The 24735-nt window shown below is 75.2% G+C and carries 24 protein-coding genes; 10 read left to right on the top strand and 14 right to left on the bottom strand.

All coding sequences use genetic code 11. From position 1 onward, the window contains the following. The first annotated feature begins 134 nt into the window (after positions 1 to 134). Complete coding sequence (acs, locus tag ABD158_RS06985; protein WP_344005525.1) at positions 135 to 2123, top strand: acetate--CoA ligase; 1989 nt, start codon at positions 135 to 137, stop codon at positions 2121 to 2123. 89 nt (positions 2124 to 2212) lie between these two features. Here the strand turns inward: acs and ABD158_RS06980 are convergent, their stop codons facing one another. Next, complete coding sequence (locus tag ABD158_RS06980; RefSeq protein WP_344005523.1) at positions 2213 to 3538, bottom strand: S1 family peptidase; 1326 nt, start codon at positions 3536 to 3538, stop codon at positions 2213 to 2215. Between the two features lie 166 nt (positions 3539 to 3704). Here ABD158_RS06980 and nhaA point away from each other — a divergent pair, with 166 nt between their 5' ends. Both nhaA and ABD158_RS06970 read left to right on the top strand, forming a co-directional pair. Continuing rightward, a complete protein-coding gene (gene nhaA / locus ABD158_RS06975) occupies positions 3705 to 5027 on the top strand; it encodes a Na+/H+ antiporter NhaA (protein ID WP_344005521.1) in 1323 nt (440 codons plus the stop codon). 85 nt (positions 5028 to 5112) lie between these two features. Then, complete coding sequence (locus tag ABD158_RS06970) at positions 5113 to 5514, top strand: phage holin family protein (RefSeq protein ID WP_344005519.1); 402 nt, start codon at positions 5113 to 5115, stop codon at positions 5512 to 5514. Between the two features lie 36 nt (positions 5515 to 5550). Here the strand turns inward: ABD158_RS06970 and ABD158_RS06965 are convergent, their stop codons facing one another. Genes ABD158_RS06965 through ABD158_RS06945 form a run of 5 tightly spaced genes read right to left on the bottom strand, consistent with a single transcriptional unit; the run spans position 5551 to position 10425 of the window. Continuing rightward, positions 5551 to 6726, bottom strand: a complete 1176-nt coding sequence (locus tag ABD158_RS06965; RefSeq protein WP_344005517.1) for a MarP family serine protease — start codon at positions 6724 to 6726, stop codon at positions 5551 to 5553. Further along, on the bottom strand, positions 6723 to 7457 hold the full coding sequence (locus ABD158_RS06960; protein ID WP_344005515.1) for an NUDIX hydrolase: 735 nt from the start codon (positions 7455 to 7457) through the stop codon (positions 6723 to 6725). Before ABD158_RS06960 ends, ABD158_RS06965 begins: the two co-directional genes overlap by 4 nt. 10 nt (positions 7458 to 7467) lie before the next feature. Then, a complete protein-coding gene (locus tag ABD158_RS06955) occupies positions 7468 to 8130 on the bottom strand; it encodes a TlpA family protein disulfide reductase (protein WP_344005513.1) in 663 nt (220 codons plus the stop codon). Next, positions 8127 to 8819, bottom strand: a complete 693-nt coding sequence (nth, locus tag ABD158_RS06950) for an endonuclease III (RefSeq protein ID WP_344005511.1) — start codon at positions 8817 to 8819, stop codon at positions 8127 to 8129. The genes ABD158_RS06955 and nth overlap by 4 nt, the downstream gene beginning before the upstream one ends. Before the next feature lie 43 nt (positions 8820 to 8862). Beyond that, on the bottom strand, positions 8863 to 10425 hold the full coding sequence (locus ABD158_RS06945; RefSeq protein ID WP_344005509.1) for a hypothetical protein: 1563 nt from the start codon (positions 10423 to 10425) through the stop codon (positions 8863 to 8865). 238 nt (positions 10426 to 10663) lie between these two features. Between ABD158_RS06945 and ABD158_RS06940 the strand changes: the two genes are divergently transcribed. Beyond that, positions 10664 to 11341, top strand: a complete 678-nt coding sequence (locus ABD158_RS06940) for a Crp/Fnr family transcriptional regulator (RefSeq protein WP_344005507.1) — start codon at positions 10664 to 10666, stop codon at positions 11339 to 11341. Positions 11342 to 11449: 108 nt separating this feature from the next. Here the strand turns inward: ABD158_RS06940 and ABD158_RS06935 are convergent, their stop codons facing one another. Genes ABD158_RS06935 through sp36 form a run of 4 tightly spaced genes read right to left on the bottom strand, consistent with a single transcriptional unit; the run spans position 11450 to position 13752 of the window. Then, complete coding sequence (locus tag ABD158_RS06935; RefSeq protein ID WP_344005505.1) at positions 11450 to 12280, bottom strand: MBL fold metallo-hydrolase; 831 nt, start codon at positions 12278 to 12280, stop codon at positions 11450 to 11452. Then, positions 12277 to 13134 carry an NUDIX hydrolase gene (locus ABD158_RS06930; RefSeq protein WP_344005503.1) on the bottom strand — a complete coding sequence of 286 codons (858 nt, stop codon included), beginning with the start codon at positions 13132 to 13134 and terminating at the stop codon, positions 12277 to 12279. Before ABD158_RS06930 ends, ABD158_RS06935 begins: the two co-directional genes overlap by 4 nt. Position 13135: 1 nt before the next feature. After that, a complete protein-coding gene (locus ABD158_RS06925; protein ID WP_344005501.1) occupies positions 13136 to 13597 on the bottom strand; it encodes a RidA family protein in 462 nt (153 codons plus the stop codon). Further along, complete coding sequence (sp36, locus tag ABD158_RS06920) at positions 13594 to 13752, bottom strand: Sp36 family protein (protein ID WP_344005499.1); 159 nt, start codon at positions 13750 to 13752, stop codon at positions 13594 to 13596. Before sp36 ends, ABD158_RS06925 begins: the two co-directional genes overlap by 4 nt. Positions 13753 to 13836: 84 nt before the next feature. On the opposite strand from sp36, the gene ABD158_RS06915 reads away from it, so the two are divergent. The 4 genes from ABD158_RS06915 (at position 13837) to ABD158_RS06900 (ending at position 19069) form a co-directional block, all read left to right on the top strand. After that, entirely contained in the window at positions 13837 to 15036 is a 1200-nt protein-coding gene (locus tag ABD158_RS06915; protein WP_344005497.1) for a sensor histidine kinase, read from the top strand. Continuing rightward, positions 15033 to 15707, top strand: a complete 675-nt coding sequence (locus tag ABD158_RS06910) for a response regulator (protein WP_344005495.1) — start codon at positions 15033 to 15035, stop codon at positions 15705 to 15707. Before ABD158_RS06915 ends, ABD158_RS06910 begins: the two co-directional genes overlap by 4 nt. A 123-nt stretch (positions 15708 to 15830) precedes the next feature. Then, positions 15831 to 16610, top strand: a complete 780-nt coding sequence (locus tag ABD158_RS06905; RefSeq protein ID WP_344005493.1) for an ABC transporter ATP-binding protein — start codon at positions 15831 to 15833, stop codon at positions 16608 to 16610. Continuing rightward, positions 16607 to 19069, top strand: coding sequence for an FtsX-like permease family protein (locus tag ABD158_RS06900; RefSeq protein ID WP_344005490.1), 2463 nt, complete (start codon positions 16607 to 16609; stop codon positions 19067 to 19069). The genes ABD158_RS06905 and ABD158_RS06900 overlap by 4 nt, the downstream gene beginning before the upstream one ends. Before the next feature lie 299 nt (positions 19070 to 19368). Here the strand turns inward: ABD158_RS06900 and ABD158_RS06895 are convergent, their stop codons facing one another. Further along, a complete protein-coding gene (locus ABD158_RS06895; RefSeq protein ID WP_344005488.1) occupies positions 19369 to 20736 on the bottom strand; it encodes an Nramp family divalent metal transporter in 1368 nt (455 codons plus the stop codon). Positions 20737 to 20822: 86 nt separating this feature from the next. After that, positions 20823 to 21884 (bottom strand): LLM class flavin-dependent oxidoreductase, encoded by a 1062-nt coding sequence (locus tag ABD158_RS06890; RefSeq protein WP_344005486.1) that lies wholly within the window; start codon positions 21882 to 21884, stop codon positions 20823 to 20825. A 125-nt stretch (positions 21885 to 22009) separates the two neighbouring features. On the opposite strand from ABD158_RS06890, the gene ABD158_RS06885 reads away from it, so the two are divergent. Beyond that, positions 22010 to 22342: a TfoX/Sxy family protein gene (locus ABD158_RS06885; RefSeq protein ID WP_344005484.1), complete on the top strand. Its 333-nt coding sequence runs from the start codon at positions 22010 to 22012 to the stop codon at positions 22340 to 22342. Positions 22343 to 22351: 9 nt separating this feature from the next. Here ABD158_RS06885 and ABD158_RS06880 read toward each other — a convergent pair whose 3' ends face one another. Next, a complete protein-coding gene (locus tag ABD158_RS06880; RefSeq protein ID WP_344006998.1) occupies positions 22352 to 23020 on the bottom strand; it encodes a 3-oxoacid CoA-transferase subunit B in 669 nt (222 codons plus the stop codon). A 1-nt stretch (position 23021) separates the two neighbouring features. Next, positions 23022 to 23795, bottom strand: coding sequence for a CoA transferase subunit A (locus ABD158_RS06875; protein WP_344005482.1), 774 nt, complete (start codon positions 23793 to 23795; stop codon positions 23022 to 23024). Positions 23796 to 23957: 162 nt separating this feature from the next. Here ABD158_RS06875 and ABD158_RS06870 point away from each other — a divergent pair, with 162 nt between their 5' ends. Continuing rightward, complete coding sequence (locus tag ABD158_RS06870; protein WP_344005480.1) at positions 23958 to 24728, top strand: IclR family transcriptional regulator; 771 nt, start codon at positions 23958 to 23960, stop codon at positions 24726 to 24728. Positions 24729 to 24735: the final 7 nt, after the last annotated feature.

The raw sequence follows: 24735 nt of genomic DNA, 5'->3' as shown, positions 1-24735 counted from the left end.
CAGCACCACCGGACACGCGGGCGGCGGGAACCCTCTCGACGGAGGGTCCCCGCCGTCCGCGCGTCCCCCTAGGCTCGGCGGTGTGTGACCGCCGGCACGTCACAGGCACGAGCCCCGGAACGACGAGGAGAACCGTGAGCAACGAAGAGTCGGGCACGTCCGAGCAGACCCTGTCCAACCTGCTGAAGGAGGACCGGCGGTTCGACCCGCCGGCCGATCTCGCCGCCGAGGCCAACCTGACGGAGGAGGCCTACGCGCGCGCCGCCGCCGACCGCGAGGGCTTCTGGGCCGAGCAGGCCGACCGGCTGAGCTGGGAGACCCGCTGGGACCGCGTCCTGGACTGGGACGACCCACCGTTCGCGAAGTGGTTCGTCGGTGGCCGGCTCAACGCGGCCTACAACTGCGTGGACCGCCACGTCGACGAGGGCCGCGGCGACCAGGTCGCGATCCACTGGGTCGGCGAGCCAGTCGACGACGAGCGCACCCTCACCTACGCCCAGCTCAAGGACGAGGTCAGCCAGGCCGCCAACGCCCTGGCCGAGCTCGGCGTCGGCACCGGCGACCGCGTCGCGATCTACATGCCGATGATCCCCGAGACGGTCGTGGCCATGCTGGCCTGCGCCCGCCTCGGCGCCCCCCACACCGTGGTGTTCGGCGGCTTCTCGGCCGACGCCCTGGCCTCCCGCGTCGACGACTGCGGCGCCGAGGTCGTCATCACCTCCGACGGCGGCTACCGCCGCGGGGCGGCGTCCTCGCTGAAGCCCGCGGTCGACGAGGCCCGGACCAAGACCGACAAGATCCGCAAGGTCCTCGTCGTGCAGCGCACCGGCCAGGACGTCACCTGGGACGACGACGTCGACGTGTGGTGGCACGACGCCGTCGGCTCGGCGTCCACCGAGCACACCCCCGAGGCGTTCGACTCCGAGCACCCGCTGTTCGTCATGTACACCTCGGGGACGACGGGCAAGCCGAAGGGCATCCTGCACACCACCGGCGGCTACCTGACCGGCGCGGCGTTCACGCACTGGGCGATCTTCGACCTGAAGCCGGAGACGGACGTCTACTGGTGCTCGGCCGACGTCGGCTGGATCACCGGCCACTCCTACCTCGTCTACGGCCCGCTCGCCAACGGGGTCACGCAGGTCATGTACGAGGGCACCCCCGACCACCCCGCGAAGGGGCGCTGGTGGGACATCATCGAGAAGTACAAGGTCTCGATCTTCTACACCGCCCCGACCGCGATCCGCTCGTTCATGAAGCAGGGCCGCGAGATCCCCGACTCGCGCGACCTGTCCTCGCTGCGTGTCCTCGGGTCGGTCGGCGAGCCGATCAACCCGGAGGCCTACGTCTGGTACCGCGAGGTCATCGGCGGCGGCCGCACGCCGGTCGTCGACACCTGGTGGCAGACCGAGACCGGGATGATCCTGATCAGCCCGTTGCCCGGCGTCACCCGGGGCAAGCCGGGCTCGGCCATGATCGCGATCCCCGGGGTCGAGGCCGACGTGGTCGACGACGAGGGCACCTCGGTGCCGGACGGCTCGGGCGGCTACCTCGTGCTGAAGGAGCCGTGGCCGGCGATGCTGCGGACCATCTGGGGCGACGACCAGCGGTTCAAGGACACCTACTGGTCGCGCTTCAAGAAGCAGGGCTTCTACTTCGCCGGCGACGGCGCCAAGAAGGACGACGACGGCGACGTCTGGGTGCTCGGTCGCGTCGACGACGTGATGAACGTGTCGGGCCACCGCCTGTCGACCACCGAGATCGAGTCCGCGCTGGTCTCGCACCCGAAGGTCGCCGAGGCGGCCGTCGTGGGCGCGACCGACGAGGACACCGGCCAGGCCGTGTGCGCGTTCGTGATCCTGCGCGACGAGGCGGGCGACGGCGGCGAGGACATCGTCGAGGAGCTCCGCAACCACGTGCGCCAGCAGATCGGCGCCATCGCGAAGCCGCGCCAGATCATGGTCGTGCCGGAGCTGCCGAAGACCCGCTCGGGCAAGATCATGCGCCGCCTGCTCCGCGACGTCGCGGAGAACCGCGAGGTCGGCGACGTCACCACGCTCGCCGACTCCACCGTCATGGACCTCATCCAGCAGGGCTCCTCCGGGGCCAAGGACGAGGGCTGAGCCGACACCGGCCCGCACCACGACGCACGACGGCCCGCCGCCCCGTGAGGGGTGGCGGGCCGTCGCGCGTGGACGCCGCGGAGGGTGCGTCAGCGCGTGAGCACCCGGGCGCCGAGCGCGCCGGCCTTGCCGATGCGCGTGAACAGGCTGGTGCTGCCGCCGCCGCCGGCGTGGATGCCGCGGGCGGTGTTGCCGAGGAACCACGGACCGCCGGAGTCGCCGGGCGCCGAGATGTAGCGGTTGGTCGCGTCGAGGCCGCAGGTCTTCTGGCCCGACAGGCTCACGCACCGGTTGGTGGCGCGGACCTTGGCGCAGGAGTAGCCGCTGGTGCGGCCCCAGTGGCACACGACCGATCCCCGGGGCGCGTTGGCGGCCTTGCGGACCACGCGGGTGGTCGAGCGCGAGTTGCGGAACTTCACCCCGGTCTGGTGACCGTTCTCCACCCGGGTGCGGTGCCACTGCAGGTCGAAGCGCTTCTTGGTGGTCTGCACCGCCGTGTTGGCGATCAGGCCGCGGCGCTTGCCGTAGGTCATCTTGTTGGGGCAGTGGCGGGCGGTGAGCACCCCGCGCTTGCCCTTGCGGACCGCCGTGAAGCCGGCGGTGCACGCGGCGCCACCCTGGAAGTTCAGGTTGCCGCCGCCCTGGATGGTGGCCTCCTGCAGCAGGTCGACGTCGACCTCGCGGGTGGCGACCGGCAGCGGCAGCGCGCCGTCGGCGGGCGCGACGGCCTCGGCCACGGCGCCCTCGACGGTCGAGTCGACGCGCGCGGCCGGCGCGGAGTCGGCCGGGGTGTAGCTGAGGACCATGCGCCGGCTCACGTCGTCGTACGACGCCTCGGCGGACTCGACGAGGCCGGGGGCCGCGTCGACGGAGTCGATCAGGTCCTCGGCGAGGGCCTCGAGCTCGGCGGAGGACGCGGGAGCGCCGTACTCGACCCGGACGTCCATCCCGAGCCGCTCGATGCGGGCCATCTCCGCCGCGCCGGGCCGGCGGGTGGTCTGGACCCACTTCCCGTCCTCGTCCAGGCCGGAGGTCGTGTAGAGGTCGGGGCGGCGGGCCTCGAAGCCCTGCGCGTAGGCCGCGAACTCGTCGACGCCGCGGTGGGCGGCGACCAGCGCGTCGTAGTCCTCCCCCGACTGCGCGGCGTAGCGCCGCAGGTCGCGCATCGCCGCCGGGCTGAGACCGGCCGACTCCCGGGCGGGTCCCGCCGTGACGACGACCTCCCCGGACGCCGGCGCCCTGCGCACCAGCACCTCGGCACCGCGAGCGGCGGCACCACCCGCGGCGCCGTCCGCGCGGTCGCCGTCGGCGGCACCGGCCGGCGCCGTGATGGCCGCGGCCAGCGAGCCCGCCAGGAGCAGCGTGGCGCCCGCGGCGGTCAGCCGTCGGACGCGGGTCGAGTGGGACTTCCCCATTGATTCTCCCGGATGGTGGGTGTCGGTCGGACTCGAGCGGTGCCCGGAGGCCAGGCCAGTGTCACAGGTGGGGGCCCGGCTGTCTCGCGTGACCTAGAGTTGCGCGTGGTGCGCCGGGAAGTCTGGTCGGCAGGACACTGACGACCCCTCGTGACGAAGGACCTCCATGACCGACCAGCCCGGACCCCCGCACTCACCCGGACGCGCCCGGCTGCTCAGCCGCGGCTCGTGGCTGGAGGACTCCCGGATCGCCGGCGTGCTGCGGGCCGAGACCACCGGCGGCCTGCTGCTGATCGTCGGCGCGCTCGTGGCGATCGTCTGGGCCAACACCCCCTGGGGCGGGTTGTACGAGGCCGTGCGCGACTACGAGATCGGTCCCGCGTCGCTCCACCTCGACCTGTCCATCGGCACCTGGGCCGCCGACGGGCTCCTCGCCATCTTCTTCTTCGTGGTCGGACTGGAGCTCAAGCGCGAGTTCGTCGCCGGCGACCTGCGCGACCCCCGCCGGGCCGCGCTGCCGATGGCCGCCGCGGTCGGCGGCATGGCCGTGCCCGCCCTGGTCTTCGTCGCGTGGAACCTCGGCGCGGACGGCGACCTGCGGGGGTGGGCCATCCCGACCGCGACCGACATCGCGTTCGCCGTCGCGATCCTGGCCGTCATCAGCACGCACCTGCCCGCGGGCCTGCGCACCTTCCTGCTGACGCTCGCCGTCGTCGACGACCTGCTCGCCATCACGATCATCGCGCTCTTCTACACGTCCGAGCTCAAGCCGCTGTTCCTGCTGGCCGCCCTGGTGCCGATCGCGGTGTTCGCGCTCCTGGTGCAGAGGCGCATCCACCGGGGCTGGCTGCTGGTGCCGCTCGCGGTCGTGGCCTGGGTCCTGGTGCACGAGTCCGGCGTCCACGCCACCGTGGCCGGCGTGCTGCTCGGGTTCACCGTGCCGGTGCTGCGCCGCGACGGCGCGGACGGCCCCGGCCTCGCCGAGCACCTGGAGCACCTGGTGCGGCCCGTCTCGGCGGGCATCGCGGTGCCGGTCTTCGCGTTCTTCGCCGCCGGCGTCGACGTCGGCGGCCTGTCCGGGCTCGTGGAGTCGCTGAGCGACCCCGTGGCCCTCGGCATCCTCACCGGCCTCGTGGTCGGCAAGACCGTCGGGATCACCGGCGCGACCTGGCTGCTGTCGCGGTTCACCCGCGCCGAGCTCGACGACGACCTGGCCTGGGTCGACGTCCTGGGGCTCTCGATGCTGGCCGGTATCGGCTTCACCGTGTCGCTGCTGATCGGGGAGCTCGCCTTCGGGCAGGGCAGCGTGCGCGACGAGCACGTGAAGGTCGGGGTGCTGCTCGGCTCCCTCACCGCCACGGTCCTGGCGAGCGTGGTCCTGCGCAGCCGCAACCGGGTCTACCGCCGCATCGAGGAGCGCGAGACCCTCGACGCCGACGCGGACGGCGTCCCCGACGTCTACCAGCGCCGCGGGGACGACCACGCCTGACGGTAGGGTCGCCGCACACGGCCGTGCACCCGACCCGCGCGACCGGCCCGCACGCAGACACGGACAGACACGGACGAGGACGCACATGGCAACCGCACCGGGACCCGACACCGAGCCCACGATCGGACGCCTCGTCGCCGACGTCAGCCGCGACGTCTCCACGCTGGTCTCGAAGGAGATCCAGCTGGCGAAGTCCGAGCTGAAGGTCAGCGTCACCAACGGCGCCGTCGGTGTCGGCTTCTTCGGCGCCGCCGCCTTCCTCGGCGTCCTCGCCGTGATCATGCTGTCGGTCGCGATCGCCTACTTCATCCACTGGAACGGCGACGGGCTCGACCTGCACTGGGCGTTCCTCATCGTCTTCGGCTTCTGGCTGCTGCTGGCGGCCGTCCTCGCCCTGCTGGGCGTGCGCAAGGTCAAGAAGGTCCGCGGCCCGCAGCGCGCGATCAAGCAGGCCCAGGAGACCAAGAAGGCGCTCACCAGCCGCTGAGGCGGCCGGTCACCGGGCCCCGGAGCGACCGGCGGCTCAGCCGGTGCAGGTGCCGGTGTCGACCGCGGTCTCGCGGGCGACGCCGCTCGCGGCGGACTCGCCGAGCTGCGAGGCCGTCAGGGCGTAGCCGGTGTCGGCGTCGCTGACCGACGCGGCGAAGACCATCCCCAGCACGTTGCCCGTCGACGACACCACGGGCCCACCGGAGTTGCCCGGACGCACCAGCCCGCGCAGCGAGAACACCTCGCGGATCACGGTGCCCTCGCCGTAGATGTCGGGCGAGCGCAGGCGCTGCTCGGCGCGGATGCGGCCGGGCTGCACGTCGTAGGGGCCGTCCTCGGGGTAGCCGAGGATCGCCACCCCCTGCGCGCGGCGGCCCTCCTGGCTGAAGGCCAGCGGCGGACGGCCCTGGTCGTCGAGGGCGAGGACGGCGATGTCGAGGTCCGCGTCGTAGACGACGACCTCGGCGGCGACCGTCGTGTCGCCGATCTCCACCTCGGGGTCGTCCACGCCCGCGACGACGTGGGCGTTGGTCATCAGCCGGTCGTCGCTGTAGAGGAAGCCCGAGCCCTCGACCCCGCGGCCGCAGTCGTTCTGCCCGCGGATCTTGAGGACGCTGGCGGCGGCGTCCCCGACGTCGGGGTCGGTCAGCAGACGCTGAGGCCCGGGGCCGACCTGGCGGATCTCCTCGTCGGCGAACGGCTCGAGGTAGCGCGGGAAGAACGTCGTGCCGACGACGTCGTTGAACTCCCCCAGCGCGCGGCCCGCCGAGGCCGGGAGGACCTCGTCGACCGTCGACAGGATGGTCGAGTCGCGCACGAGCGGGGTCACGGCGCCGATCCGGCTGCCGGAGACCGCCACCCCCAGCGCCCACGCCACGACGAGCACCGCGGCCGCGGACAGCGCGGCGCCGCCGACCGCGTCGAGCGCCCGGGCGGGCTGCCAGGTCACTTGGTCGCGGAGCCGGGCGCCGGCGTACTGCAGGAGCGCCTGGCCCAGCGTCGCGCCGACGATCACGATGAACAGCGCGCCGAGCGAGACCCACAGCGAGGGGTCAGCGTCGCCCAGCACCACGGGCGCGAGCACGATGCCGGAGAACCCGCCGAGCAGCAGGCCGACGGTGGCGAAGGCGCCGGTGATGAAGCCCTGCCAGTAGCCCGACAGGGCGTAGGCGCCCAGCAGGACGACCAGGAGCCAGTCCAGGAGGTTCACCGCGCGCCCTCCCGCGTGAGGCCGTGGGCCTCCGGGGGGTCCTCCGGCCGGTCACCGGTCGGCTCGGTCGGCGGGGTGCCGCCGGGCCGGTCGGCGACCATGTGCTCGGGCACGTCCTCGACGACCGAGGCGTCCCAGGGCCGGGTCCAGCCGACGTGGTCGAACAGCCGGGACAGGATCCCGCCGGTGAACCCCCAGAGCACGACGTCGCGGTCGGGACCGATCCGGAACCCCGGCCCGGTGAAGCCGCTGGGGTGGCGCACCGTGAACCGGTGGGCCGGGTCGAGCAGGCCCGCGAGGGGCTCGCGGTGGACCGCGTGGACCTCCTCGGGGCTCTCGACCCCGACCGGGGTCGCGCCGTGGCCGTAGGCCAGCACCGGCGTCACCGCCGCGTTGCTCGGCGGCATCCACAGCTCGGGCAGCCGCCCGAAGGTCTCGACGTCCGCGGCGCGGAGCCCGATCTCCTCCCACGCCTCGCGCAGCGCGGCCTCCTCGACGCTCTCCCCGGCCTCGAGCGCCCCGCCGGCGAAGGAGACCTGGCCCGGGTGGGAGCGCATGTGGTGGGCCCGCTCGGTGAGGACCACCTCGGGCCCCTCGGCGCCGTCGGCGAACAGCACCAGCACCGCGCACGGTCGGGCGTCGGCGTCGGGGGGCACCTCGAAGCGGGTCAGGTCGGCCACCGTCATCGACCGCGCACCCACCTCGACGGGGCGCAACCAGTCGGGGATCACGCCCCGATCCTCACAGATCGACTCCGAGGTGCTCGGAGGCGAGGTCCGCCAGCTGCTCGGGCGAGTCGATGATGACGAACTCGCGGTGGGTCACCACGCCGTCGGCGTCCACGAACGCCAGGAACGGGATCCCCGCCAGCCGCGGGAAGGGCTCGGCGCCGTCGATGGCCGCGCTGGGGTCGGCGACCTGGGGGTACGTCGCCCCGGTCTCCTCGATGAGGTCCATCGCCTCGTCGGTCTGCACGTCCTGGAAGTCGATGCCGAGCAGGGCGACCTCGTCGCCGTACCGCTCGTGGAACGCCTGCAGCTGCGGCATCTCCTCGCGGCACGGGCCGCACCACGCGGCCCAGACGCTGATCACCATGGGCCCGCGCAGCCCCGACAGGTCGACCGAGCCACCACCGCCGAAGCAGGGCAGGGTCACGTCCGGCAGCCCGCCCGGCACCGCCGTGGCGTCGGGGGCGACCTCCGGGCAGTCCTCTACGCCCGCGGCCTCGGTCGCCCGCCGCAGCGCCGGGGTGTCGACGTCCACGTCGGCCGGCCCGAGCGCGGGCACCTCGAAGCGGGAGCCACCCCCGTCGTCGCCGGTGCAGCCCGCGAGCACCAGGCAGGTGGCGGCGAGGCCCGCGAGGGCCGCCGCCCGCCGCGAGCGGGTCGCCGGGCGCCGCGTCACGCCGGCCCCTGGGTCTTCACGAGCTTCTCCGCGGCCTGCGCGTCGGTCGGCCCCTCGCCGTACGACGGGCACCAGCGCGCGACCGGGCAGGCCCCGCAGGCCGGCTTCTTGGCGTGGCAGCGACGCCGGCCGTGCCAGATCAGGTGGTGCGACAGCATCGTCCAGTCGCGCTTCGCGAAGAGGGCGCCGATCTCGTGCTCGACCTTGACCGGGTCGGTCTCGGTGGTCCAGCCGAGACGACGCACGAGACGACCGAGGTGGGTGTCGACGGTGATGCCCGGGACGTCGAAGGCGTTGCCGAGCACGACGTTGGCGGTCTTGCGGCCCACGCCGGGGAGCCTGACCAGCTCGTCGAGGGACGCCGGGACCTGCCCGCCGTGATCGGCCACGAGCGCCGCCGAGAGCTTCAGCAACGACTCGGTCTTGGCCCGGAAGAAGCCCAGCGGCCCCACGATGCCCTCGAGCCGATCCCGCTCGGCGGCCGCCATCGACGCGGCGTCGGGGTAGGTGGCGAAGAGCACCGGCCGCACGGCGTTGACCCGCCGGTCGGTGGTCTGGGCGCTCAGGACGGTCACGCACAGGAGCTCGAAGGGGTTGGCGAAGTCGAGCTCGCAGCGCGCGTCGGGGTAGGTCTCGGCGAGGACCCGGTCGATCTTCCGGGCCCGTCGGACCAGCGCGGTGTCGGGCACGGGCCCAGCGTACGGACCGGCGTCGACACCCGGCCGGGGCCGCTCAGCGCACCACGCGGTCGCCCTGCCGCAGCCACCAGCCGGCGGCGCCGGCCACGTCGGGGCGCGGGTGGGCGGCCCAGTCGCGCAGCACCGGGTGACCGGACATCCCGGCGGCGTACATGGCCCCCGCCGGGAACTCCTCGCCACCCAGCTCGGCCTCCAGGACCGCCACCGGCAGGTGGACCCCGGCCGCGCCGGCGGCGCGCATCGCGGCGGGGCGGAGGTGCTCGTCGTCGCTGTCGATCCAGGCCCGGACGCGGTCGGGCAGCACCGCGGGCAGCAGCCCCGGCAGCCGCCGGGCGATCCGGGCGCGCAGCAGCGGATCCCGGGGCTGCTCGGCCATCTCGGCGAGCTCGGCCGCGACCTCCTCCGCCGCCTCCGGGAGTGCGCCGAGGAGCATGTAGCCGGTGACGGCCTGCGTCTCGTGGGGGCTGACGGCGATGTCGAAGACCAGCCGGGCCAGCAGCCCCCCGGAGTCGAGACCCAGGCGCGAGGCGACGGCACCGCCGCGCGCCCGGCACTCGGTCCACAGCGTGGGGGTGCGGCTGCGGGACCAGTCGCGGACGGCCGGGGCCGGGGCGAAGCGTCGGCGCGGCCGGAGCTCGGTGGCCTCCCAGGTGCTGCGGGGCACCGTGCGCAGCAGGTGCGAGGTCCACCACCAGCGGGTGGTCCCGGGCTCCGCTCGGTCGAAGCTCGCGACGGCGTCGGGCAGCAGGCCGCGCCAGAACGCCTCGCCGCCCACGGCCGCCATCTGCTCGAGGCCGAGGGCGGCCCCCACGACCAGGCGGTCGCGCTCGTCCTCGAGGAGGTCGAGGAGCCAGTCCTGCGCAGCCGGGGTGATCGCCTCGCCGACGGCGCTGAGCACGTCGCTGGCGGCCTGCACGTGGACGTCGGCGACCCAGCCCTGCGCGACCTCGAGCACCAGCCCGCCGTACGGGCCGCAGCGCAGGCGCGCGAGCGCCTCGTAGCGCGAGACGTAGCCGCTCGCCGCCGACCGGGCCAGCTCGCCGACGAGGCGCTCGACCAGCCCCCGGGCCGTCGGCACCGGGAGCCCCATGCCCCCGACGGCCGACATCGCGCCCGCCCAGGCGAGCCACTGGCCACCCGTCACGGGCCCCGGGTCGAGCAGCGCCTCCGTCAGCACGGACATCCGCGCCGGGTCGGTGATCTCCTCGCCGCGACCCAGGTCCCGCGGCGCCTCGTCGGGGAAGGTCCGGCACAGCGCGTCGACGGGCGCCACCAGCGCGCCGCCGGGCAGGTCGAGGTGGCGCTCGTAGGCGTCCAGCACGTCGCTGTTGCGCTGCTGGCCGGTCTCGACGCGCTGGAGCCGGGTGACCGCGTGGCCGGTCGCCCGGGACATGTCCTCCAGGCGGCGCAGCCGCGCGCCCCCACGCAGCTGGCGCGCGGTGCGGGCCAGCCAGCCGATGCGGCTGCCCACGTCGATGCGCGGGCCCCCGGGCGGGGTGTCGTCCTGCGCGGGTCGCAGGCTCCGCCCCGCTCGCCTCGGCCGGGCCGCCGGGGTGCGCCCCGCTCCCCCGTCCTCCGTGCCGTCGCCGTCGTCCACGACCCCCCCCCGCCTTCCCCCGTGACGCACGGGCCCGGGCCGCCGGGCCCCGCGCTGAGGCGATCATCCGTCGCGAGCCGCTCCGCCGCAGTCGCCCGACCGGGGGACGGACACCCCGAGGCCCGCGGGCGGTCGCCGGGGCCGAGCCGACGCGGATAGGATCAATCTCACTCAGGCCCGCGACGGCTTGACATCACTCCGTGGCCAGAGGCCTCACGAGCGAACCCGGGAGACCGCGATGAACCACGACGTACTGCGTCAGGCACCGCTGTTCAGCGCCCTCGACGACGAGGCGGCCACCGCGCTGCTCGGCTCGCTGGCCGAGAGCTCGCTGAACCGGGGCGAGGTGCTGTTCCGGGAGGGTGACTCCGGCGACAAGCTGTACGTCGTGCTCGAGGGCAAGGTGAAGCTCGGCCGCACCTCGGCGGACGGGCGCGAGAACCTCCTCGCGGTCCTCGGACCCGGCCAGATGTTCGGTGAGCTCTCGCTGTTCGACCCCGGCCCCCGCTCCGCGACGGTGACCGCGGTGACCGACTCCCGCTTCGCCTCCCTGTCCCACGAGGACCTGCTGCGCTGGCTCGAGGGCCGCCCGACCGTGGCCCGCGGCCTGCTCTCGCAGCTCGCCGCCCGGCTGCGCAAGGCCAACGACGTCGTCGCCGACCTCGTCTTCTCCGACGTCCCGGGCCGCGTGGCCAAGGCCCTCCTCGACCTCGCGGACCGCTTCGGACGCACCGCCGACGACGGCGTCCACGTCCACCACGACCTCACCCAGGAGGAGCTCGCGCAGCTGGTCGGCGCCTCCCGGGAGACGGTCAACAAGGCCCTCGCGGACTTCGCCTCGCGCGGCTGGCTGCGCCTCGAGCCCCGCTCCGTGGTGATCATGGACATCGAGCGCCTCGGACGCCGCTCGCGCTGATCGCGCCCGCGCCGGCCAGAGCGCGACGGAGCGTGTCGGGGCCCGGTGACCCGGCCGAAACACCGGCAGCGCGGCCGCCGGCCGACCCGCCGCCCCGGGGGCGGAACCCTAGGACCCCAGGTACGCCAACTGGGCACGCACGGACAGCTCGGCGGGCACCCACAGGTGGCGCTCGACGTCGGCGTAGACGATCTCGACGACGCGGCGCGGCAGGGTGTCGTCGGGGTCGGCGTCGCGGTCGCCGAACGACGTGGCGCTCTCCCCGAGCTCGGCGAGCGCGGCCTCGACCTGCGCCAGGCGGTCGCGGCGGTGGGCGAGGTAGTGGTCGAGGACGCCGCGGGCGTCGTCGAGGACGGGCCCGTGGGCGGGCCAGACCACGTCGACCTCGGTCTCGGCGATCCCGCGCATCCGCTCGACGGAGTCGAGGTAGGGGCCGAGCTGGCCGTCGGGGTGCGCGACGACGGTGGTGCCGCGGCCCAGCACCATGTCGCCGCTGAGCAGGGCCCGCTCGGCGGGGACGACGAAGGACACCGAGTCGGCCGTGTGGCCGGGGGTCGCGACCACGCGCAGGGCGAGCCCGTCGACGTCGATCTCCTCGCCGTCGCGCAGCGGCTCGCCGCGGTGGCACCAGGCGGGGTCGAGGGCACGGACCGCGCAGTCCTTGCGGTCCGCGAGGGTCGCGGCCACCTCGGAGTGGTCGAGGTGGTGGTGCGTGAGCAGCACGAGCGCCACGCCGTCGACGGTGTCGGTCAGCTCCTCGAGGTGCCCGTCGGCGACCGGACCGGGGTCGACGACGACGCACCGCTCGGCACCGGGCTCGCGCAGCACCCAGGTGTTGGTGCCGTCGAGGGTCATCATCGAGGGGTTGGGCGCCAGCAGGCAGCGGGCCCGCTCGCCGAACGCACCGCCGGCCCAGGTCCCGTCCGCGGCGCCGCTCACGCGAAGATCCCGTCGTACTGCGGCGGCGAGGTGAGGCCGAAGCCCTCGGCGGTCTCGACGACCTCGGGGGTGAACATCGTCAGGGTGCGGCGGGCGGCCTCGGCGAGCACGCCGGCGGGGTCGCCGTACCGCTCGACGTCGCGGCACGTCAGCCAGGTCGGCGGCATCATCGCGACCTCGTCGCGGTCGGCCATCGCGGTGGCCGCCCCCGGGGGCAACCACATCACCGCCGCGGACTCGGTGGACACGTCGCGGGTCACCTGGCCGGTCGGGAGGGCGGCCACGAAGAACCAGGTGCGGTAGCGCCGGGGCTCGAAGACCGGCGTGCACCACGCCACCCAGGCGCCCAGCAGGTCCGTGCGCAGCACGAGGCCGCGACGCTCGAGCAGGTCGGTGAACGCCAGCTCGTGGGCCTCGAGTGCGGCACGGTCGGCCTCCCAGTCGTCGCCGCTGGTGTCGGCGACGACCTCCTCCCGGGTGCCGGCCAGCAGCACCCCGGACTCCTCGAAGGTCTCCCGCACCGCGGCGCAGACCAGCGCCCGGGCCAGCGGCTCGTCGGTGCCGAGCCGTGCGGCCCACTCCGCGGGCGTGGGGCCCGCCCAGGCGTCGGCGTCGATCGGGTGCTCGCGGTCGCGGGGGTCGACCCCGCCGCCGGGGAAGACGCACATCCCGCCCGCGAACGCCATCGAGGTCTGCCGCCGCAGCAGGTAGACCTCGGAGGGCGCCGCGGCGCCGGGACGCAGGAGCACGACCGTCGCGGCGTCGCGGGGCTCGGCCGGGGTGGCCGAGCCGTCGGCGTACGCCCGGGCCTGCTCGACGAGCCGGGCGGGCAGCGGCGGGCGGGAGGCGCCCACGTCAGGCGACCTCGACGACCAGCTCGACCTCGACCGGCGCGTCCAGCGGCAGCACGGACACGCCGACGGCGGAGCGGGCGTGCACCCCGGCGTCGCCGAAGGCCGCGCCGAGCAGCTCGGAGGCACCGTTGGCGACCTGCGGCTGGCCGGTGAAGTCGGGGGTGGAGGCGACGAACACCACGACCTTCACCACCCGGGTCACGGCGGACAGCTCGCCGACGACGGACTTGACGGCCGCGATCGCGTTGAGGGCGCACTGCTGGGCGCAGCGCTGCGCCTCCTCGAGGCCCACCTGGCCGCCGACCTTGCCGGTGAGCAGGAGCTCGCCGTACTGCATCGGCAGCTGCCCGGAGGTGAAGACGTGCTGCCCGCTGCGCACCGCCGGCACGTACGTCGCGACCGGGGCGGCGACCTCGGGCACCGGCAGGTCGAGCGCCTCGAGGCGCTGCTCCGGGGTGGTCACGACTGGACGGGCCGCTTGAAGTAGCCCACCAGGTTCTCCGGGTTCATGCCCGGCGCGACCTGGACCAGCTCCCACCCGTCGGAGCCGAAGTTGTCGAGGATCATCTTCGCGTTGTGCGTGAGGATCGGGGCGGTCAGGTACTCCCACTTCGTCATGCGCGTCACTATGCACCACCCCGCCCCCGCCGGGTCATCCCGTGGGCGGACGCCGCCGGGGCCCCCGCGTCCTACCGTGGTCCGGTGGACCCGAGAGACCCGGTCGCCCCGGTGCGCCCGCCGCGACGGCTCCCCGACGCGGCGCGGCTGCGGCTCGACCGGGCGCTGGTCCTCGTGCTGCTCGCTCCGCTGCCGCTGATCTGGCTCGGCGCCGGCACCGCGTTCGTCCACCTGGTGCTCGGCGTGCTGCAGGTCGGCCCGCTGTGGTGGCGCCGGCCGCGGCCGGTGGCGACCTTCGCGGGGGTCGCGGCCGCGAGCGCCGCGCAGGTCCTGCTCGTCGACGAGCCCCTCTGGAGCCAGCTGGCCTTCCCGGTCGCCGTGTACTCCGTCGCGCGCTTCGCGAGCGCCCGCGCCGGCTGGGTCGCGCTGGCCGTCGCCGGGACGGCCGCGCTGGTCGCCGCCGTCGACTGGGTCCACCCGCCCGCCGGCGTGAGCCCGGGCACCGTGCTGCCGATGGTCGTGCTGCTCTCGGCCGTCGTCGTGACCGCCTGGACGCTCGGCACCCTCGGGCGGGTGCGGGCGGCGTACGTCGACGGCCTCCTCGAGCGCAACGAGCGCATCGCGCGGGAGGCGGCCCAGCGGGTGGCGCTCGCCGCGACCGAGGAGCGGGCCCGGATCGCCCGGGAGCTGCACGACGTCGTCGCGCACAGCCTGTCGGTGATCGTCGTGCAGGCCGACGGGGCCCGGTACGCCGCCCCGGCCGACCCGGCGGTGGCCCCGGCCGCGCTGGCCGCGATCGCCGCGACCGGTCGGGAGGCCCTCGCCGACATGCGCCGCATGCTCGGCCTGCTGCGCTCCGGCGACACCGGGACGGCGCCCGTCCCGGACCTGGGCGACCTGCGGCGACTGGTCGACGGCGACGCGGTCGCCCACCGGCTGGTCGGCCTGGACCGGGCGGTGCCGGGCGCCGTCGCGCTCACGACGTACCGGGTGGTGCAGGAGGCGCTGACCAACGTCCGCCGCCACGCCGGGCCCGACGCCCGGCCCGCGGTGAGCGTGGCCGTCGACGACGACGGGGTCGCGATCGAGGTCCGCGACCACGGCCGCGGCGCCGCGGTCGTGCCGGGCGACGGTGGAGGTCACGGCGGGCGTCACGGTGGGGGTCACGGGGGTGGGCACGGCCTGGTCGGCATGCGGGAGCGGGTGGCCGCGCTCGGTGGTGTGCTGCGCGCCGGGCCCGCGCCGGGAGGCGGCTTCGTCGTGTCCGCGAGGATCCCGCTGTGAGCCGGATCCGCGTCTTCCTGGTCGACGACCAGCAGATGGTCCGGGCGGGCTTCCGGATGCTGCTGGACTCCCAGCCCGACCTCGAGGTCGTCGGCGAGGCCGGCGACGGGCAGGAGGCCCTCGACCGGCTCTCCGACGTGGACTGCGACGTGGTCCTGATGGACGTGCGGATGCCGCGCCTCGACGGCGTGGCGGCCACCCGCGCGCTCGTCGCCCGGCCCGGGGCACCGCAGGTGCTGGTCCTCACCACCTTCGACCTCGACGAGTACGCGTTCGCCGCGATCAAGGCGGGCGCCTCGGGGTTCCTGCTGAAGGACGCCGCCCCGCCGGACCTGCTGGCCGCGGTGAGGGCCGTCCACGCGGGCGACGCCGTCGTCGCGCCCTCGACCACCCGACGCCTGCTCGCGCACGTCGCCGCGTCGCTGCCCGACGCGGGCGCCCCCGCGCCGCGGCCCGCCGGCGACGACGGGCGTCTGGCCTCGCTCACCGAGCGCGAGCGGGAGGTGCTGCTGCTCGTCGCGCGGGGCCGCTCCAACACCGAGATCGCCGCCGACCTCGTCGTCGCCGAGGCGACGGTGAAGACCCACGTCTCGCGCCTGCTGCACAAGACGGGCTCGCGCGACCGGGTGCACCTCGTCGTGCTGGCCCACGAGACCGGCCTCGTGGCCTAGCCCCGGCGCCGGGGCCCTCCCCCCGTCGTACGACCTGGGGATGACACGGCCGGCACCACCGGCACCCAGGACCATCCCGCCGACCGACGCGGCGCGGCACCGGTCGGAAATAGCGTCCTGGCCATGACGACGACCCACCTCGGGACCCCTCCGCCCCCCACCACACGGCTCGCCGCCCAGGCACGCGCCCTCACCAAGACGTACGGCGCCGGCTCGGCGCAGGTGCACGCCCTGCGCGGCGTGGACCTCGACCTGCCCGCCGGCCGGTTCACCGCGGTGATGGGCCCCTCCGGCTCCGGCAAGTCCACCCTGATGCACTGCCTCGCGGGCCTCGACGTGCCCACGGACGGCGCCGTCGCCGTCGCCGGCCAGGCGCTGCACGCGATGGACGACGCGGCCCTGACGCGCTTCCGGCGCGACCAGGTCGGCTTCGTCTTCCAGGCCTTCAACCTGCTGCCGACGATGACCGCGGAGCAGAACATCACGCTCCCCGCCGCGCTGGGCGGGCGCCGCCCCGACCCCGAGCTGCTCGCCCAGGTCGTGGAGGTGCTCGGTCTCGCCGACCGCCTCGGCCACCGCCCCGGGGAGCTCTCCGGCGGCCAGCAGCAGCGGGTCGCGATCGCCCGCGCGCTGGTCGGGCGTCCCGCGATCGTCTTCGCCGACGAGCCGACCGGCAACCTCGACAGCACCAGCTCGGCCGAGGTGCTGGGCTACCTGCGCCGCAGCGTCCGCGAGCTCGGTCGCACGGTCGTGATGGTCACCCACGAGCTCGAGGCGGCGGCGTACGCCGACGACGTCGTCGTCCTGGCCGACGGCCGGGTGCGCGAGCACCTGGTCGCCCCCGACCGCGCCCGCCTCGTGGCGGCCCTCGCCGGCCCGGGCGCGACGGAGGTCGTGCGATGAGGGCCGTGCTGCTCGCGTCGCTGCGGGCCCACCTGCGGCGCTACGTCGCCGTCGGGCTCGCGGTCGGGATCGGGGTGGCGTTCGTGGTGGTCACGGGGGCCATCACGAGCGCCACCCGCGACGGGCTCTCCGCGGGGGTGGGGGCGCCGTTCGAGGGAGCGGAGGTGGTCGCCACGGGCGTCGACCCCCGCCGCCTGGACCGCCTGCACGAGTCGGCCGCCGCCGACGGCGCCCGCCTCTCGGTCGTGGGCTCCGCCCAGGTGCCGGTGAGGCCCGAGGGCGGGGTGGGCGAGGACCTCTTCGTCGGGGAGCTGCCGGGCCTGACGGACCCCCCGACGTGGCCGGTGCTGGTCGACGGCCGCTTCCCGCGCGCCGACGGCGAGGCGCTCGTCGACGCGCGGGCCGCGGAGCTCGGGCCCGTCGCGGTCGGCGACACGCTCCGGGTCGGGGAGGACGACGCGGCCGTCGAGGTGACGGTGGTCGGCACCTCCGACCCCGGGCCGACCTCGGCCGCCAACGCGGTCTACCTGCGCTGGGACGACCTGCGGCGGTTCGCCGACGCGATGTACGTCGAGGCCGTCGCGTGGGCGGGTCCCGGCTCGGCCGAGGAGCAGGGCGCCGCGCTGGCCGCGGCGCTCGGGACCCGGGGCGCCGCGGAGTCGGTGCTGCCGGCGCGGGAGTACGTCGACGAGCAGGTGGTGGCCGCCAACGACGGGGTCGACGTGCTCGCGACGATGCTGCTCGTGTTCGCCGCGATCGCGCTGTTCGTGGCGGTGCTGGTCATCGCCAACACCTTCACGATCCTCTTCGCGCAGCGTCGCCGCGAGCTGGCCCTGCTGCGCTGCGTCGGCGCGACGCGCCGCCAGCTGCAGCGGGCGGTGCGCCTCGAGGCGCTCGCGGTGGGCTCCGCCGCCACCGCCGTCGGTCTCCTCGCCGGCGCGGCGCTGGGCCACCTGGTGGTGGCGGCGGTCCGCAGCCGGGTCCCGGCCGCCGGGCTCGGCGACGCCTCCGCGGGGCCGTCCTGGTACGCCGCCGCGGCCGCGGTGGGCGTGCTCGTCACGGTCGTCGCCGCCTGGTCGCCGACCCGTCGCGCCGTGCGGGTGCCGCCGGTCGCGGCCCTGGCCCCGGACGACGACACCCGCCTGACCACCGGCGCCGGGCGGCTGCGCCTCGCCGCCGGCGTGGGCGCCGTGTCCCTCGGTGCCGCCCTGCTCGCGACCACCGTCGCGCTCGACGGCGAGGGCCCCGCCCTGCTGCTCATGCTCGCCGGCGGCATCGTGTCCTTCTCCGGCCTCGTGCTGCTCGGGCCGGTGGTCGTGCCGGGTCTCGTGCGGGCGTGCGGCGCCGCAGCCGCCCGCGTCGCCGGGCCGACCGCGCGCCTCGCGGCCGACAACGCCGTCCGGGACCCCCGTCGTACCTCGGCCGCGACGGCGTCGCTGCTCGTCGGGGTCACCCTGACCACCGCCGTGCTCGTCGGCGTCGCCAGCACCCGCGCGGTGACCGACGACGAGATGGCGGCGCAGCACCCGCTGGACGCGGGCGTGACCCGTACGGCGGGGATCCTGCCGGCCGACGCCGCCCGGCGGCTCGCCGCCGTGCCGGGGGTGGCCCGGGCGGAGGCCGTGCCGGGCGTCGTCGCGCGCGTCGCCGGCGCCGGGGAGGTGACGGTGCTCGCCCCCGACGAGGTCGACGACGTCGCGGGCCTCAGCCTCGACCCCTCCGTCACCGGGGGGATCGCCGACGACGAGATCCGGCTGCCCGCCTCCGTGCTCAACGAGCTCGACGTCGCCGGGCGGGTCGCGGTCCGCGTCGGTGACGCGACGGTGCGACTGCGGCCGGTGATCGGCGACGTGACCGGCGAGGGCGCCCTGGTCGCGCCCGCGGTGCTCGACCGGCTGGCCCCGCAGGCCGGGGTGGGGGCGGTCTGGATCCGCGCCGAGGACGGCACCGGGGGCGACGACCTCGCGGCCGACGTGGGCGCGGTCGCCGCGTCGTACGACGCGGAGGTGACCGCCGGGCTCTCCCGGCGCGACGCGGTCGACCTGCAGCTGACCATCGTCACCGCCGCCGTCGTGGGCCTGCTCGGGATCGCGGTGCTCATCGCGCTCGCCGGCATCGCCAACACCCTCGGGCTCTCGGTCCTCGAGCGGACCCGCGAGCTCGCGCTGATGCGCGCGCTCGGGCTCACCCGGGCACGGCTGCGGGCCACGCTCGCGCTCGAGGGGGTGCTGCTCGCGGTCGTCGCGACAGTGCTCGGCACGGCGGTGGGCGTGGTCTTCGCGTGGGTCGGGCTGCACACGATCATCGCGCCGGTCGTGGCGACCACCCCGGTCGTGCTCCCGGTCGGTCAGCTCGCGCTGGTCGTGGCGGTCGCCGCCCTCGCCGGCCTGCTCGCCGCCGCCCTCCCGGCCCGCCGCGCCGCCCGCATCACCCCGGCCGCGGGGCTCACCGCGGACTAGGGCGCGCACCCCGGGGGGCGAGGCGCACCGTCCGCCTCGTCCCCCGGTCGCTCCGCTCGCCCGACCTGATCCGCGTCACGCCCTCGGCCGTCGACCCACCGCGGTCCCGACCCACCGCGGTCTCGACCCGCCGCCGCGACCTCGTCCCTCGGTCGCGACGCTCGTCCGACCTGATCCGCGTCACGCCCTCGGCCGTCGACCCACCGCGGTCTCGACCCGCCGCCGCGACCTCGTCCCTCGGTCGCGACGCTCGCTCGACCTGATCCGCGTCACGCCCTCGCAGGCTCGGGCGTGGCGGATCAGAACGGCCAGTTGGTGACGACGGCCTTCTGGACCTCGTTGACCATGAGCGCCAGGAAGATGAACGCGCACAGCGTCATCAACGAGTTGGACAGCCAGCCGTTGCGCCACTGCTCCGGCACCACCCCGCTCGTCGCGGCGCGCTGGTCGACCTGCGGGGCGAGGGTCGGGTCGGGGTCGTTCAGCGCGGCGTCGGCCGCCTTCCCCGCACCCCTGCGGTTGAGCAGGATCAGCAGCGTCACCGCGAGGAACGGCATGAAGAACGCCCCCAGCACGCCGTACGCGAGGATCAGGCCGACCGGGCGCCCGAGCAGCAGCAGGAGCATCGGCGGGAAGGTCAGCCACAGCAGGTAGTAGCGGAAGTACTTGCCGCCGGTGCGGGTGTCGGGGTGACCCGAGCGGAGTCCCCTCAGGTTGCCCCAGAAGTCGGCGAACATCAGGCTGACGCCGCTCCACACGCCGATCAGCGAGCTGAACGAGGCGGCGAAGAAGCCGACCAGGAAGACCACGCCGTACACGTCCCCGTAGCGGTCGCGCAGCACGTCGCCGATCTGCACGAGACCCTGGTCGCCCGTGTCGATCGCGATGCCGGCCGAGAACAGCAGCTCGGCGCCGATCACGAGCATGGCGACGACGAACAGGCCCGTCATCGCGTACGCCGCGCCGTTGTCGAGGCGCATCACCCGCATGAAGCGGGGCGTCGACCAGCCCTTCTCCCGCAGCCAGTAGCCGTACGCCGCGAGCGTGATCGTGCCGCCGACGCCACCCATCACGGTCAGCGCGTAGACGACCGACCCGTCGGGCAGCCGCGGCACGAGGCCGCCGAGGACCTCGCCGAGGTTGGGCAGGGTGAGGATCGCGGCCCCCATCACGGCCACGAACATGATGCCGATCAGCGCGGCCATGACCTTCTCGAAGCCCGCGTAGGTGCCGAACCACACCATCACGAGACCCGCCAGGCCGGTGAGCACGGCGACGACGTTGAGGTTCAGCGACGGGAAGAGCGCCACCACCGGCAGGGCGGACGACGACATCGCGGTCGCGCCGTACACGAAGCCCCAAAGGACGATGTAGGGCGCGAAGTAGAAGGTCGTCCACCGCCCGAGGCTGCGCCAGCCCTCGAAGATCGTGCGGCCGGTGGCCAGCGAGTAGCGGCCGGCGCCCTCGACGAGCACGACCTTGAGGATCGACCCGAGCACCGCCACCCACAGCAGCGCGTAGCCGTACATCGACCCCGCGACGGCCGTCGCCACCAGGTCGGCGGCGCCGACGCCGGTCGCGGCGACGACCAGCCCCGGCCCGATCACCCGCCAGCGCGGCGGGGCCCCCTCGTCGACACTCGGAGCGGGCTTCTCGGCGCTGGACACGGGGCCTCCCGGGAGGTCTGGGTCAGGAAGCGGCCCACTATGTCAGCGCGGGAGGGCCGGCGCAGGCCCACTCAGCGCAGACCCCGTCAGCGCAGGAGCGGCAGCAGCAGGCGCCCGATGCGCTCGACCTCCCGCTCGTACGGCGTGTCCGACAGGATCAGGTGGGAGACGCCGAGGTCGAGGTACCGGTGCAGCGCCTTCGCCACGTCCTCCGCGGAGCCGACCAGCCACGTCGAGCCGGCTCCCCCGCCGCCGTGCCGGGCCGGGGCGACGTACAGGCAGTCGTCGAGCACGTCGCCGCGGGCGGCCAGCTCGACGAGACGTTGCTGGCCCTGCGCGTGGTCGCGGCGCGGGTCGCGCGCGAACTCCGCGGGCCCCTTCGCCATCTGCGCCACCCGGGCCTCGGCGTCGGCCCACGCCTCCTCGCGGGTCTCGCGCACGACCGTCGTGATCCGCAGGCCGAACTGCAGCGGCGGCAGGTCGCGCTCCAGGCTCTGCTCGAGCCCGCGCAGGGTCGCGATCCGCTCGGCCACCCCCTCGAGCGGCTCGCCCCAGAACAGCTGCACGTCGGCCTCGGTGGCGCCCACCCGCTGGGCGGCCTCGGAGGCGCCGCCGAAGTACAGCCGCGGGTGCGGCCGCCCCTCCCGCGCGACCGGGCGCAGGGCGATGTCGGCGTCCCGAGCGCGGTAGTACTCGCCGTCGTGGGTGACCCGCTCCTCGGTCCACAGCCGTCGGACGAGACGCATGAACTCCTTGGTCCGCGCGTAGCGCTGGGCCTGGTCGCCCTCGTCGTCGCCGTACTGCTCCTGGTGGTCCTGCCCCGAGACGACGTTGACCAGGACCCGGCCCCCCGAGAGGTGGTCGAGCGTGGCGGCGGCGGCCGCGAAGTGCGCCGGCTGCCAGTAGCCGGGTCGGATCGCGACGAGCGGCTGGAAGCGGGTCGTCGCGGTCGCGAGCGCGGCCGCCACCGTGAACGTGTCGGGCCGGGCCCAGCCGGTGCCCAGCAGCGCCCCGCCCCATCCGGCCGCCTCGACGCCGCGAGCCAGCGTCGAGAGCCGCTCCAGGCTGTTGTGCCCCTCGACCCGGTCGTCGCCGCGGTGACCCGCGTGCACCTGGTTGGGGATGTACCAGAGGAGCTCCTCGACCACGCTGCACCCTTCGCTCGTCGCTGTCGGGTCGCCCGACCCGTCCGCTTTACTGCACTATCTCGCTACAGTAACTGAGTCGCCGCTCGGGGGGTGACGCCGACCCGTCGCGGGGCGAGACTCGTGCCGTGGCGTACGACGAGCGGCTGGCCGCGCGGGTCCGCGACCTGCTGCCCGGAGCCGCGGAGCGACCGGTGTTCGGAGGGCTCGGCTTCCTCCTCCCCGGTGGCCACATGGCGGTGTGCGTCAGCGGCCCCCGCGACGGACTCCTCGTGCGGGTGCTCGCCGCCGACGGTGCGGCCCTGCGCGAGCAGGAGGGCGTCACCGCGATGGAGATGTCCGGACGCGCCTCGCGCACCTGGGTGGTCGTCGCCCCCGCTCGCCTCGTCGGCGACGCCGACCTCGAGGCCTGGGTACGCCGCGGCGAGGCGGTGGCGGCGTCCCTGCCCCCGAAGGGCTGACGCCGCGACTCAGACCAGGTCGACGCCGGTGGCCTCGCGCACCTGGCTCTCGGTGACGCCGTCGGCGAGCTCGACCAGGCGCAGGACGCGGTCGCCCGCGGTGCCGGAGGGGGCGACGTCGCCGGTGGCGGGGTCGACGACGTCGATGACGGCGAGGTCGGTGATGATCCGCTGCACGACCCGCTTGCCGGTGTAGGGCAGCGAGCAGTCCCGGACGATCTTGTGCGAGCCGTCCTTGGCGGTGTGCTCCATCAGCACGATGACCCGCTTGGCGCCGTGGACGAGGTCCATCGCCCCGCCCATGCCCTTGACCATCTTGCCGGGGATCATCCAGTTGGCGATGTCGCCGACCGCCGAGACCTGCATGGCGCCGAGGATCGCGGCGTCGATCTTGCCGCCTCGGATCATCCCGAACGAGGTCGCCGAGTCGAAGATCGAGGCGCCGGGACGCAGGGTGACCGTCTCCTTGCCGGCGTTGATGAGGTCGGGGTCCTCGTCGCCGTCCTCGGGGTAGGGGCCGACGCCGAGGATGCCGTTCTCCGACTGCAGCACGAGCTCGACGCCGTCGGGCACGTGGTTGGGCACCAGGGTGGGCAGCCCGATGCCGAGGTTGACGTAGGAGCCGTCGGTCAGCTCCGAGGCCGCACGGGCGGCCATCTGGTCGCGGTCCCAGGCCATGTCAGCCACGCTCCTTCACGGTCTTCTTCTCGATCCGCTTGTCGGCGGCCTGCTCCGGGGTGAGCGCCACCACGCGCTGCACGTAGACCCCCGGCGTGTGGATGCTCGCCGGGTCGAGGTCGCCGGGCTCGACGAGCTCCTCGACCTCGGCGATGGTGGTGCGCCCGCACATCGCGGCGAGCGGGTTGAAGTTCTGGGCCGAGTCCCGGTAGACGAGGTTGCCGTGGCGATCCCCCCGCCAGGCCCGCACGAGACCGAAGTCGGCGACGATCGACTCCTCGAGGACGTACTCCCGGTCGCCCTCCGCGGTCGCGAAGACCCTCGTCTCCTTCGGGGGCGAGGCCAGCGCGACGCCGCCGTCGGCGTCGTAGCGCCACGGCAGCCCGCCCTCGGCGATCTGGGTGCCGACACCGGTCGCCGTGTAGAAGGCCGGGATGCCGGAGCCGCCGGCCCGCATCCGCTCGGCGAGCGTCCCCTGCGGCGTCAGCTCGACCTCGAGCTCGCCGGACAGGTACTGGCGGGCGAACTCCTTGTTCTCCCCGACGTAGGAGGAGACCATCCGGCGCAGCCGACCCGCCATCAGCAACCGGCCCAGGCCCCACTCGTCGACGCCGCAGTTGTTGGAGACGGCCTCCAGGTCGTCGGCCCCCTGCGCCAGCAGCGCCTCGATGAGCACCGACGGCACCCCGCAGAGCCCGAACCCGCCCACGGAGAGCCGCGCGCCGGACCCGATGTCCGCCACCGCCTCCGCCGCGCTCGCCACGACCTTGTCCACGCGTGCCTCCCTCGTCCGGCCCGGGCCCCGTACGGCGTCCCGGTCTCCACGCCCGAGCGTGGTCCACGTCACCGACACCGGTCAACGACCGCCCGCCCGACCTCTCGCTCGCCGGACCTCGGCGGACGCGCGCGTCCGCTGGGCGGACGCTAGGGTCGGGGCGTGGAGTCCCCCGCGCACGTCGTCGGCCGCGCCGGCGGGCTGCTGCGGGCGCTGGCGGCCCACGAGCCCGAGGGCGCCACCACCACCGCTGCCGCCTCGTACGCCGCGCTGCCACGGCCCACCGCCCATCGGCTGCTCGGCGACCTCGCCGCCGAGGGGCTGGTCGAGCGCGCCGCCGACGGCCGCTGGCTGCTCGGGCCGGAGCTGTGGCTGCTCGGGCGCTCCGCGGCGAGCCGGTACGACGCGGTGGGCCTGGCGCGACCCGTCCTGGCCCGGCTCTCCGACGCGACGGGCGAGAGCGCGTTCCTCTCGGTGCGTCGCGGCGACGAGACCGTCTGCCTGGTCCAGCACGACGGCAGCTTCCCGATCCGCTCGCACGTGCTCCACGAGGGCATCCGATTCCCCCTCGGCGTCGCCTCGGCCGGGCTGGTGCTGCTCGCCCACCTGTCGGGGCCCGAGCGGGCGTCGTACCTCGACTCCGCGGACCTCGTGGGCCGGTGGGGCCCCGCCCACGCGCGCGACGCGGTGGAGCGGCGGGTCCGGGCCACCCGCCGCACCGGCTACGCCGTCAACCCGGGCCTCGTGGTCGAGGGCAGCTGGGGCATGGCGGCCGCGGTCTTCGACGAGGCCGGCGCGCCCGCCTGGGCGCTCAGCCTCACCGGCGTCGCGTCCCGGTTCGGGGCCGCGCGCCGACGCGAGCACGGCGAGCTGCTGCTGCGCGAGGCGCACGAGCTGACCCGTCTGCTCACCCGCCGCCCGCAGCGTGGCTAGGCTCCGG

Origin of the sequence: Nocardioides lentus, from assembly GCF_039529515.1 — a bacterium.
GTDB lineage: Bacteria > Actinomycetota > Actinomycetes > Propionibacteriales > Nocardioidaceae > Nocardioides > Nocardioides lentus.
The sequence above is the reverse complement of the archived record's forward strand: the minus strand, read 5'-3'. Positions and strand labels throughout refer to the sequence as shown.